The following is a 10,744-nucleotide window of genomic DNA, read 5'->3' on the forward strand; positions in this document are numbered from 1 at the left end:
TCGTTCTGCTTCTCAGCGGGTGGTGAGCAGGTCAGCGACGCGCACGGCTCGCCCGGTCTCCAGGGACCGGTTGGCGGCCAGGCCGGTGAGCAGGGCCAGCGCGCCGTCCTCGGCCGTCGCGGCGCGGCCCAACGGATCAGGCTGACCGCCCAGGAGCACCGCCGTCATCCGGGCGTCCGCGCCGCCGTGCCCCTGGCGGGTACGACCCTCGATGAGGATCCGTCGGGGCGGTTCCCAGAACGGGCGCACCGTGAGCGTCGCGTCGCCCCCCTCGGTCGGCGCCTCGACGCCGTGCAGGGCCGCGCCCTTGACGGCGCCGGCGGTGCCCCGGTCGACGTAGTCGTTCTCGGTCACCTCCAGTTCGAGGCGTCCCCGGCTGCCGTTCACCATCACCCGGTAGCCCTCCCAGGGGGCGTACGCGGTGAGGTGGTAGGTCATTGTCGCGCCGGTGGAGTAGCGGGCCAGCACCGCCATGTCGTCCTCAATGCTCACTCCGGGGGCGAAGACGTTGCGGTCGCGCTGGTAGCCGTCCTCGGCCTCGGCGTCGAGGTACAGCTCGCGCAGTCGGGGGTGCGCGTCGAGCCGCAGCGCGAACGGGTCGTCAACCGCGGCGGGGGAGCGGTACGCCCGGTCGTAGTCGCGGGCGTAGCCGTGCCGGCGGCCGCTCTCGCCGTAGAAGAAGAGTCGACCGGCCGCGTACACCTCGACCGGGGTGGCGGCCAGCCACCAGTTGACCAGGTCGAAGTGGTGGCTGGCCTTGTGCACCAGCAGGCCGCCGGAGGTGGCCTTGTCGCGGTGCCAGCGGCGGAAGTAGTCGGCCCCGTGGCGCACGTCGAGCAGCCACTCGAAGTGCACCGAGCCGATCTCGCCGACCGCGCCCTCGGCGAGCAGCCGGCGGACCTGCTCGTGCAGCGGGTTGTAGCGGTAGTTGAAGGCGACCGCAACGCTGCCGCCGGTCTCGGCCACGGCCTCCAGGATGCGCCGGCAGCGGGCGGCGTCCACGGTCATCGGCTTCTCGGTGACGACGTCCCGGCCGGCGCGCAGCGCGGCCACCACGTACTCGTCGTGGGTGACGTCCACGCTGGTCACCAGGACGACGTCGACGCGTTCGGCGTCCAGCATGGAGGCGAATCCGCCGGCGGGGTACGTGGGCACCGGCCGGTGTCCCAGCTCGCCCAGCCAGCGGTTGTGCGCGTCCATCCGGGTCTGGTTGACGTCGGCGAAGGCGACCAGCTCGGCGGAGTCCGGGTGGTCGAGCACCAGGGCCCGGACGAACATCTCCGCTCGCGCGCCGGTGCCCACGATGGCGTAGCGGACCCGCCCGCCGGATCTCGGTGACATGCGATCGCCCTCCGGATGACCCCTGCAAAGGTTTGCAGTGAAGTAACCACGATCAATGTGATGGCGTCAACGACAGCGGCACAACCGGCGGCAATTGTGGGTTTTTGCGGGGTTGAAGGCCACCACTGGGCGTCTCGATGCAACAAAGCTGCAAACATTGACCGTTGACAGTGGAGCAACCGTTTGCATTAATTGGCGGCACCCGCGTGACCACCGCCGCACTCGGACGAAGGGGCCGCCGTGCCAGTCACCATCCGGGACGTCGCCCGCGCCTCCGGGGTGCACATCTCCACCGTGTCCCGCACCTTCTCCGCCCCGCACCTCGTCAACCCCGAGACCCGGGTCCGGGTGCTGGCCTGCGCGGAGGACCTGGGCTACCGGCCGAACCGGGCCGCCCGCGCCCTCATCACCGGGCGTACGCACAACATCGGGCTGATCATCGCCGACATCGCGAACCCGTTCTTCCCACCGCTGATCAAGGCGGCGGAGAGCCAGGCACGCCACCGCGACTACCACGTCTTCGTGGCCGACACCAACGAGGACCCGACCGCCGAGGAGGAGTTGGTCCACGCCCTCGCCAAGCAGGTCGACGGGGTGCTGCTGTGCAGCCCCCGGATGAGCAACAGCCTGATCGAACAGCTCAGCCGCGAGGTGCCGCTGGTCGTGGTGAACCGTCAGGTGACCGGCCTGGCCTGCGTGCTGATGGACGTCGGGCAGGGCGCCCGGGCAGCCGTCGAGCACCTGATCGGTCTCGGTCACCGCGACATCGCCCTGCTCGGCGGGCCGCGCAGCTCGTGGACCAACCGGGAGATGCGGCGTGCCGCCACCACGGCCGTCCGGGCCGGTGGCGGGGAACTGACCGTGCTCGGCCCCAACGCTCCCACCGAGACCGGCGGCTCCGCCGTGGCCGAGCAGGTGCGGCACAGCGGCGTCACCGCCGTGCTCGCCTACAACGACCTGATGGCGATCGGCCTCATCGAAGGGCTGGACGCGCTCGGGGTCCGGGTGCCGCAGCAGGTGAGCGTCGTCGGGGTCGACGACATCGCCCTGAGCCGGCTCACCCGACCCAAACTGACGACGGTGGCCACACCCACCGGGGCCGCCGGCCGGACGGCCGTCGACATGCTGCTGCAACAGGACATCGAGTCACCGCGCGGCGCGCGGGGGCCCGGTACCGGCACGGCGGTCGGCGTCCGGCGTACCACCGCACAGGTAATGCTCCAGACCGACCTGGTCATCCGCGACTCGACCGGGCCGGGTCCGCATGCCCGGCCGGCACGTCCCCTGGCCGCGCCCTAAGGCCCGGACCCGCACTGCCCTGCGGGTCCGGGCATCCCGACCGCGGCCTCGGGTGATGCCGTCGCCTCCTAAAGCCGAGGAGTGAGCGCACATGCACCCCGCAACGTCCCCCACCACCGGCACGCCCGTCGGGCGTCCGCCCGCCACCCCGCTGCCCCGGCGGCGGCTGCTGCGCGGCCTGCTCGCCGCGACGGTCGCCGCGCCGCTGCTGTTCGGCGCCGCCGCGTGCGGCGACGACGACGCCGCCGACCCCAACGCCCCCGTCAAGCTCTCGATCTTCTGGTGGGGCGGTGACGCCCGGGCCAAGCTGACCGAGGACGCCCTCGCCCTCTACACAAAGAAGCATCCCAACGTGACCTTCGAGAAGACCTGGCAGGCCAACCAGGGCTACTTCGACAAGCTCGCCACGCTCACCGCCGGTGGCAACCCGCCCGACCTGTTCCAGATCGACGACAACTACCTCGCCGAGTACGCGGCTCGCAACACCACGCTCGACCTCACCTCGTACCAGAAGTCCGGCAAGCTGGACACCGCCACGTTCCCCAAGAGCCTGTGGCAGTACGGCGTCGTCGACGGCAAGCTCGCCGGCCTGGCCGCCGGGGAGAACACGCAGGGTCTGGTCTACAACAAGACGCTGCTGGCGAAGCACAACCTGCCCGAACCGACCACCGGGATGAGCTGGGAGCAGCACATCGCCTGGGCCGAGGGAGTGTCCGCCAGGACGGGGGTTCCCGGCACCCAGGATCCGAGCGCCGACTACAAGGCGTTCTGGGTCTGGCTGCGCCAGCAGGGCAAGGACCTCTACCAGGGCAAGGATCTGGGCTTCACCGCCGAGGACGTGACCGCCTGGTTCGACCTCTGGAAGGGCGCGCGGGACCGTAAGGCCACCCCGACCGCCGACGTCATCCACGAGGGCAACTCCAGCGACGTCACCAAGCAGTTGGTGGTCACCGGCAAGTCCGCGACGTCCTGGGTCTGGGCCAACCAGATGCCGGACCTGAAGAAGAACACCAAGGACGAGCTGGGAGTGATCGCCTACCCCGGCGATCCGAGCGCGCAGTGGGCCCGGGCCTCGATGTACTGGTCGGTGTTCAAGGGCAGCAAGAACAGGGACGTCGCGGTCGATGTGATCAACTTCCTGGTCAACGACCGGGAGGCCGTCACCCTGCTCGGCACCGACCGGGGCCTGCCGTCCAACCTGGACCTGCGTCAGGTCGTCAGCGACGGCACCACCGACCCCGCGATGAAGCAGTCGATCGCCGTCGAGGCGGAGCTGACCCAGAAGTTCGGCGAGTCGCCACAGGTGCCGATCAAGGGACACAGCACGGTCAAGTCCGAGCTGGTCAAGGCCGCCGAGAGCGCCCAGTACGGCCGGGCCACCCCCGCGCAGGCCGCCGCCCAGTTCATCGAGGCGTGCAAGGGCGCCATCGCCTGACCCGCCCCACGAGGCGAGGAGAGGAGCCGATCGTGGCGTTGACCACGGCGCCCGACCCGACCCGACCCGGCCCCGGATCCGTCCGGACCCACCCCACCCGGCGTGGGTCCGGCGGCATCCGGCACCGCGAGGGTCTGGCGGGGTACGTCTTCCTGTCGCCGTGGCTCATCGGCCTGATGGGTGTCACGGCGGTCCCCATGCTGCTGTCGCTCTACCTGAGCTTCACCAACTACGACATCCTCACCCCGTTCTCCGAGGCCCGGTGGGTGGGGCTGGCCAACTACGAGCGGATGTTCACCGCCGACCCGTCGTACTGGCACGCCGTGCGGGTCACCCTGACCTTCGCGCTGGTCGCCGTACCCCTGAAACTGGCCGCGGCCCTCGGCGTGGCGCTGCTGCTCAACCGCGCGTGGCGCGGCGTCGGCCTGTTCCGCGGCCTGTTCTACCTGCCGTCGCTGCTCGGCGGCAGCGTGGCGCTGGCCATCGTCTGGGTCAACATGTTCAACCGCGATGGTGCGTTCAACTCGCTGCTGAGCCTCTTCGGCATCGAGGGCAGGCCCTGGGTCAACGACCCGGACTGGGCCCTGCAGACGCTCATGGTGCTGGCCATCTGGCAGTTCGGCGCCCCGATGGTGATCTTCCTGGCCGGGCTGAAACAGGTGCCCACCGAGCTGTACGAGGCCGCGTCCGTCGACGGCGCCGGTCGGTTCCGGCAGTTCCGCGCCGTCACCCTGCCGATGCTCTCCCCGGTCATCTTCTTCAACCTGGTGCTGGAGACGATCAACGGCTTCCAGGGCTTCACCGCCGCGTTCGTGCTCAGCAACGGCACCGGCGGCCCGGTCGACTCGACCCTCATGTACACGCTGAACCTCTACATCACCGGCTTCACCGACCTGGAGATGGGCTACGCCTCGGCGATGGCCTGGGTGTTCCTGCTCGCCATCGCGGTGCTCACCGCGATCTTCTTCAGCACCGGGCGGTTCTGGGTGCACTACTCCGACGGGGAGGACCGGTGATGGCGACTCCGACGGCGGCGGCGCTGCCCGGAGCGGGACGACGCCCCGGCGGCCGGCCCGTGCTGCGGCTGCTGATCCTGGTGGTGATCGTGGCCGTGGTGCTCTACCCGCTGATCTGGATGGTCGGCACCTCCGTGAAGTCCCAGGAGGAGATCGTCAACAACGTCGGGCTGCTGCCGGAGCGGTTCACCCCGGGCAACTACACCGCCGGCTGGTCCAACTTCGACGTCGGATTCGGCCGGTTCTTCCTCAACAGCGCGCTGGTCAGCCTGCTCACCGTCATCGGCAACGGGCTCTCCTGCCTGCTGGCTGCGTACGCCTTCGCCCGCCTGAGGTTCCGGCTGCGTGGCCTCTGGTTCGCCGTCATGATCGGTACGCTGCTGCTGCCCCAGCACGTGCTGATCGTGCCGCAGTACATCCTGTTCCGCACCCTCGGTCTGGTGGGTGGCGAGTGGCCCTACCTGCCGCTGCTCATCCCGCAGTTCCTGGCCACCGAGGCGTTCTTCGTCTTCCTCATGGTGCAGTTCATGCGCGGCGTCCCGCGCGAGCTGGACGAGGCGGCGCGGATCGACGGCGCCGGCCCGTACGGGATCTTCCGGCACATCATCCTGCCGCTGAGCCGACCCGCGCTGGTCACCACCGCGATCTTCTCGTTCATCTGGACCTGGAACGACTTCTTCCGCCAACTGGTCTTCCTGTCCCAACTGAAGGACTACACCGTGCCGGTGGCGCTGACCCTCTTCATCGACTCGACGAGTCAGAGCGCGGTCGGGCCGATGTTCGCCATGTCGGTGCTGTCGCTGCTGCCGGTCTTCCTGTTCTTCGTCGCGTTCCAACGGATGCTCGTCGAGGGGATCAACACCAGTGGCATCAAGGGCTGAACCCGTCGACGACGCCGAGCGGCGGGACTGGCGGGACGTCGCCCGCGACGCCGCGGACCTGGCGCTGCTCGGCATCCTGTTGACCCTCGCGGCGGCGCCGCTGCTCACCGCCGCCGGGGCGGCCGGTACGGCCAGCGCGGCAGTGCGCGACTGGACGCGTACCGGCGGTTGGCCGTCGGCGCGTACGAGCCTGCGCCGGTTCGGCCGCTCGGTGCTGCCCGGCGTGCCGGTCAGCCTGCTCGCGCTCTGCGTGCTCGGGCTGCTCGCCGCCGACCTGGCGGCGCTGACCGCCGGGCGGGTGCCCGGTGGCCCACCGGCGCTGGCGGTGACCGCTCTGGTCGCGGCCGCTCTGGCCGGGTACGCCGGCCTGGTCGTCGTCGAGGCGGGCCGGAACGGGGGCGGGCGGTGGCGGGTCGCGGCCCGGTCCAGCGCCCGCGCCTGCCTCGACGCGCCCACCCGGTGGGCCGCCCTCACGGGCGTGACGGCGTTGGCGGGGCTGCTCGCCGTCCTGGTCACACCGGTGGCCGTGCCCATCCTCGCCGGCTACACCCTGGCGGCCCTGCACGCCGTCGCCAACCGGATGCCGGTCCCCACGGACGTCGGCCGCGCCTTCGCCGCCGAGGTCGGCAGCCGCGAGCCGGCCGCCGTCCGGCCGGAGCTGCCGTGACCACCGATCCCGCCACCGACCCCGCTCCGGTCGCCGAGGAACCGGCTCGGCTGCTGGTCGGCGGGACCGAGGTGGCCCGGTACGTCGTCGACCCCGCGTTGGACGCGCGGCACGGCCCCCGGCCGTACCTGCACCCCGTGCGCACCCTCGGCGGCACGGTGGTCACCGACGCGCTCCCCGCCGACCATGTGTGGCACCTGGGAGCCTCCCTCGCGGTGCAGGACGTCGACGGCGTCAACCTGTGGGGCGGGCGCACCTACGTGCGCGACGTCGGCTACACGTGGCGCGAGGACCACGGGCGGATCGTCCACACCGGCTGGACGCGGCGCTCGGCGGACCGGCTGGCCCATCAGCTCCAGTGGCGCGACCCGCGCGGACGGGTGCTGCTCGCCGAGCGGCGTCAGCTGGCCGCGTCGGCGGTGACGCCGGACGTCTGGCGGCTCGACCTGGACTCCGCGCTCACCGCGCCGGCCGACAGGTCCGTGCGCCTGGGCAGTCCGGCCACCAACGGTCGTCCCGGCGGGGCCGGCTACGGCGGCTTCTTCTGGCGGGCGGTCGCCGCCGGGGGCGAGGCGACGGTGTTCACCGCCGAGGCGACGGGGGAGGAGGCGATCAACGGCAGCGCCACCCCGTGGCTGGCGCTGGCCGGCACCGGGCCGGGCGGTGGCGCGTACACCCTGGTCTTCGCGGGCCTCGGCCTCGGTGACCGGTGGTTCGCGCGGACCGCGATGTATCCCGGCGTCTGCGTGGCCTTCGCCTTCGACCAACCGGCGGAGGTCCCCGCCGCCACCACCCGCCAAGGCAGCTACCAGGTGTGGATCGCCGACGGCACCCTGTCTCCAGCCCAATGCGCCACCCTCGCCAGCGCGCGTCGATCATGAAGTTGTTGTCCCGACACGCCGGGCGCGGTGACAACAACTTCATGATCGACGGGGCAGGGCGGCGGGGACGGCGGCGGCGGTGACGCGGATGGCCTTGACTATCGCCGGGATCGAGCCGATCAGCAGCACCAGCCCCCAGATGATGGCGATGATGGCGAAGACGATCGCGCCGATGTCGTCGAGGATGCTCACCAGGATCACCGGCACCAGATTGTGCAGGAATTCCAGCACGACGGTGCACAGCAGGGTGGTGATGATTATCAGGACGAGGCCCTTGTTCTGCAGAAACCGGGGCTGGGCCAGCACCAACAGCCCCGCCCAGACCAGCTTGAGCAGCAGCGCCAGGCCGAGCAGCACCGCCGCGTCGCCGACCGGGAAGAAGCCCCACAGCGCCAGGTACGCCAGGGTGCCGAACGGCACGGCCAGGAACAGCGACACCATGATTATCAGCTCCACGAACGCGATGATCAGCAGGATCAGCGAGCCCAGGATGAGCAGGATCGAGAAGATCAGCGTCGCGACGCCCTGGATCCGGCCCTGCACCCGCTCCGGCACCACCAGGCTCAGGCAGAACAGGCCAGTGGTCCAGAGCGCCACCGCGTCGATCAGCGCCAGGTAGCTGGTGCCCCGTCCGGACGGTTCGCTGACCCCGGCCGCGTCCACCTCCACGCCGAGGTCCGCCGCGCCGACCAGCAGCGCGCCGGTGGCGTCGCCGCCACCGGTGAGCAGCGACGATCCCACCTCGACGAGGACCACCAGCGTGATCGCGACCAGCGCGAGCAGCAGGAACGGCTTACGCAGGTCACCCATGGCGGGCCTCCTTACGGTCGAGGAGCGCGCGGCTCGGGCCGGTGGGTGGACCTGTCACCCGGCGGCGACGGTGACCGTGCATCCCACACCTCCCGGGCAGCCCAGCAGCACCGTGGTCGCGCTGTCGACGGCGATCCGGGCGACCGCCTCGCCGCCGTCGTCCGGTTCGACCTCCGACCGCACGGTGAGGTCGGCGTCCCCGGGCGCCGGGGCGTTCACCACGAACGTGCGGCCACTGCGCAGCACCAACGTCCGCAACTCGCCCGGGTCGGCGACCCGCACCGCGCAGCCGCCGACGAAGGTGAGCACGTCGCCGGTACGGTCGCAGTCGGCCTGCACGGTCGTCGGGTCGATCGTGCTGCTCGCCCCGGCCAGCCGGCCCAGCCGCTGCACGATTCCCGGCCGATCGCTCGCGCGGCCCTGCTCGCCGCCGCCGACGCCGACGGCGAGCGCGAAGAACGCCACCAGCAGCACCGCCAGCGTCACCAGGACGACCTTCTGCCGACCGCTCATCGCCGCGCGACCGCCCCGGGCACCTCGGTGAAGCGGATCTGGTCCACGCCCGCGAAGTACCTGTCGAAGCCCTGCGTCTTGCCGACGGCGACCAGGGTGAGCGTGTGGCGGCCCGCCGCCAACCGGACGGTGCCCACGTCGGTGAAGTCCTGCCGGATCACCGTCGGGCTGAAGCCGAAGAAGGTGCTGCCGAGCTGCACGCCGTCGATCTGCCAGATGGTGTTGGCGTAGTCGAAGCTCGTGGTGCGCGTGGTGGAGAAACGCCAGAGGGCGTCGGCCGGCAGTTCGACGGTGACGTTCACCCGGTCACCGGGCGCCAGGCCCGTGAAGAACAGTTGCGCGTCGTCCGACCAGGTGATGTCGCAGCAGTTCGGCTGCGCGTCGATGCCCGCCGCGGTCTTCGCCGGGGACTCCACCTTTGCCCCGTCGACCAGGCTCTCCGCCTCCAGCGTCACGACCCGTGGCGTGCCCGGCGTCGGTGGGCCGTCGGAGCGGGTCAGCAGGTAGCCGACCACCCCGGCGACCACGAGCACCAGCGCCGCGGCGGCGGCGATCCACGGCCACGGCGTCCGCTTCGGCGCGGCGACCGCCCGGACCTCGTACGTCACCCGGCCGCTGGAGCGCGAACTCTCCTCCGGCGCGGTGTTCGCCGAGTACGCGAACCCGGTCATGTCGTAGCGGCGGGGCGCGGTGCCGGCCGGCACCGCGAGGCGGACCAGGAACGAGACCGAACCCTGACCGGGCACCACCCGCTGCGGCTCGGTGACGGTGAACCAGGCCCGCTGGCTGCCCTCGCCGGGCGCCACGTCGAAGACGACGGTGTCCGGCGCGAGGCCCGGGTTGGAGACGGTGAACGTCAGCTCGCCGTGGTTGGCGGCGTCCAGGGTGAACTGCGACGCGGCGCCGACGACGGCCCATTCGGTGGTCATGAAGGCTCCTTAAGCGGACGGTGCCGCGGTCGGCTGATCCGATGGTGGCGAGGCGGCGAGGACGACCTCGGCGGTGGTCGCCGCCGGCTTCTCCGCCTCGACGATGCGGGTGATCACGGCGAGGTGGTCGGCGGCGTCCGCCGGCACCCGCACCACGATGTGAAAGGGCCTCTCGTCGGGTTCGTCGATGGCGAAGCCGCTCACCCCGGTCGCCACCTCCAGGGCCCGTCGCATCCCGTACGGGGTGCCGCGCCACCGCGCCAGCAGCGCGCCGTGGGCCACCAGGTCCCGTAGCCGCCCGACCGGCAGGGGCAGCGGCGCGTCCGGTCGGTGCGACGCCACCACGTGGTCCATCGCCACCCAGCGGGTCAGGCGTACGACCATGTCCTCGGGGGCCCGGTACGGGTCGAACAGGGCGTCCACCTCGGCGAGGATCGCCTCGTCCGGGGCGTGCAGTCCCTCCATCACGTCCAGCAGCGCCCAGAGCACGCTGCCCGGCACGCATGCCCGCTGGTACGCGGCGGGCAGCAGCCGCTCAATCGCCGAGCGTCGCATCCTGGCGCACCACCTCGATGTCGTGCTCGCCGGAGCAGAGCAGCCACGTGTCCGGGACGGTCACCACGTCGGCGGTGGCCTGGTTGGCGCTGGCGGTCCAGGTGACCGTGTCGGCGCTGCGGTAGACGCCGCGCTCGCCGCAGGCCAGCACCAGCCGGTCCGCCGCCGGACCGCCCGCGCCGGAGGCCGCCGGACCGCCCGTGCCGACGGCCGCCGCGGCAGGGCCGCTCACGGCGACGGCGTCGACCGGCACGAACCGGGTCCGGTCGCGCAACGGCAGCCCGCAGTTGACCGAGACCGGTTGCCACTGCGGCTGGGCGGCCAGGGTGTCCAGCCGCAGCACCCCGCCGCTCTGCGTGGCGGCCACCGCCTGCTGGCCGGCGAACGCCAGATCCCGGCAGGTGCCGCCGATCCAGC

General features: G+C 71.7%; 11 protein-coding genes and 1 pseudogene. 6 read left to right on the top strand and 6 right to left on the bottom strand.

The features are described from left to right. Window positions 1-12 precede the first annotated feature (12 nt). On the bottom strand, window positions 13-1,341 hold the full coding sequence (locus tag ACIBTX_RS23610) for a Gfo/Idh/MocA family oxidoreductase (RefSeq protein WP_357169849.1): 1,329 nt from the start codon (window positions 1,339-1,341) through the stop codon (window positions 13-15). A gap of 240 nt (window positions 1,342-1,581) precedes the next feature. On the opposite strand from ACIBTX_RS23610, the gene ACIBTX_RS23615 reads away from it, so the two are divergent. The 6 genes from ACIBTX_RS23615 (at window position 1,582) to ACIBTX_RS23640 (ending at window position 7,520) form a co-directional block, all read left to right on the top strand. Further along, window positions 1,582-2,640 carry a LacI family DNA-binding transcriptional regulator gene (locus tag ACIBTX_RS23615; protein ID WP_357118223.1) on the top strand — a complete coding sequence of 353 codons (1,059 nt, stop codon included), beginning with the start codon at window positions 1,582-1,584 and terminating at the stop codon, window positions 2,638-2,640. Window positions 2,641-2,731: 91 nt separating this feature from the next. After that, window positions 2,732-4,075, top strand: coding sequence for an extracellular solute-binding protein (locus tag ACIBTX_RS23620; protein WP_357169852.1), 1,344 nt, complete (start codon window positions 2,732-2,734; stop codon window positions 4,073-4,075). Between the two features lie 32 nt (window positions 4,076-4,107). Beyond that, a complete protein-coding gene (locus ACIBTX_RS23625) occupies window positions 4,108-5,091 on the top strand; it encodes a sugar ABC transporter permease (RefSeq protein ID WP_357118229.1) in 984 nt (327 codons plus the stop codon). After that, window positions 5,091-5,972 carry a carbohydrate ABC transporter permease gene (locus tag ACIBTX_RS23630; RefSeq protein ID WP_357118232.1) on the top strand — a complete coding sequence of 294 codons (882 nt, stop codon included), beginning with the start codon at window positions 5,091-5,093 and terminating at the stop codon, window positions 5,970-5,972. The genes ACIBTX_RS23625 and ACIBTX_RS23630 overlap by 1 nt, the downstream gene beginning before the upstream one ends. Next, the gene (locus ACIBTX_RS23635) at window positions 5,956-6,639 is read left to right on the top strand and encodes a hypothetical protein (RefSeq protein ID WP_357169855.1); all 684 of its coding nucleotides are present in this window, start codon (window positions 5,956-5,958) and stop codon (window positions 6,637-6,639) included. Before ACIBTX_RS23630 ends, ACIBTX_RS23635 begins: the two co-directional genes overlap by 17 nt. Continuing rightward, on the top strand, window positions 6,636-7,520 hold the full coding sequence (locus ACIBTX_RS23640) for a PmoA family protein (RefSeq protein WP_357169858.1): 885 nt from the start codon (window positions 6,636-6,638) through the stop codon (window positions 7,518-7,520). The genes ACIBTX_RS23635 and ACIBTX_RS23640 overlap by 4 nt, the downstream gene beginning before the upstream one ends. A 39-nt stretch (window positions 7,521-7,559) precedes the next feature. Here the strand turns inward: ACIBTX_RS23640 and ACIBTX_RS23645 are convergent, their stop codons facing one another. The 5 genes and pseudogenes from ACIBTX_RS23645 to ACIBTX_RS23665 all read right to left on the bottom strand — a co-directional run. Further along, the gene (locus ACIBTX_RS23645; RefSeq protein WP_357169860.1) at window positions 7,560-8,330 is read right to left on the bottom strand and encodes a hypothetical protein; all 771 of its coding nucleotides are present in this window, start codon (window positions 8,328-8,330) and stop codon (window positions 7,560-7,562) included. A 54-nt stretch (window positions 8,331-8,384) separates the two neighbouring features. Further along, entirely contained in the window at window positions 8,385-8,843 is a 459-nt protein-coding gene (locus ACIBTX_RS23650) for a hypothetical protein (protein WP_357118244.1), read from the bottom strand. Beyond that, window positions 8,840-9,772, bottom strand: a complete 933-nt coding sequence (locus ACIBTX_RS23655) for a hypothetical protein (protein WP_357118248.1) — start codon at window positions 9,770-9,772, stop codon at window positions 8,840-8,842. The genes ACIBTX_RS23650 and ACIBTX_RS23655 overlap by 4 nt, the downstream gene beginning before the upstream one ends. A gap of 9 nt (window positions 9,773-9,781) precedes the next feature. Continuing rightward, window positions 9,782-10,327 carry a phage tail protein gene (locus ACIBTX_RS23660; protein ID WP_357118251.1) on the bottom strand — a complete coding sequence of 182 codons (546 nt, stop codon included), beginning with the start codon at window positions 10,325-10,327 and terminating at the stop codon, window positions 9,782-9,784. Continuing rightward, window positions 10,308-10,744: pseudogene (locus tag ACIBTX_RS23665) on the bottom strand (putative baseplate assembly protein); the annotation flags it as partial. The pseudogene ACIBTX_RS23665 and the gene ACIBTX_RS23660, both read right to left, overlap by 20 nt.

The sequence above is a fragment of the Micromonospora sp. NPDC049359 genome (assembly GCF_044466585.1).
In the GTDB taxonomy this organism is placed as follows: domain Bacteria; phylum Actinomycetota; class Actinomycetes; order Mycobacteriales; family Micromonosporaceae; genus Micromonospora.

Coding starts and splice junctions, on each gene's coding strand:
- ACIBTX_RS23650 (WP_357118244.1), bottom strand. CDS start 8,843: ATGAGCGGTCGGCAGAAGGTCGTCCTGGTGACGCTGGCGGTGCTGCTG.
- ACIBTX_RS23620 (WP_357169852.1), top strand. CDS start 2,732: ATGCACCCCGCAACGTCCCCCACCACCGGCACGCCCGTCGGGCGTCCG.
- ACIBTX_RS23645 (WP_357169860.1), bottom strand. CDS start 8,330: ATGGGTGACCTGCGTAAGCCGTTCCTGCTGCTCGCGCTGGTCGCGATC.
- ACIBTX_RS23660 (WP_357118251.1), bottom strand. CDS start 10,327: ATGCGACGCTCGGCGATTGAGCGGCTGCTGCCCGCCGCGTACCAGCGG.
- ACIBTX_RS23610 (WP_357169849.1), bottom strand. CDS start 1,341: ATGTCACCGAGATCCGGCGGGCGGGTCCGCTACGCCATCGTGGGCACC.
- ACIBTX_RS23630 (WP_357118232.1), top strand. CDS start 5,091: ATGGCGACTCCGACGGCGGCGGCGCTGCCCGGAGCGGGACGACGCCCC.
- ACIBTX_RS23655 (WP_357118248.1), bottom strand. CDS start 9,772: ATGACCACCGAATGGGCCGTCGTCGGCGCCGCGTCGCAGTTCACCCTG.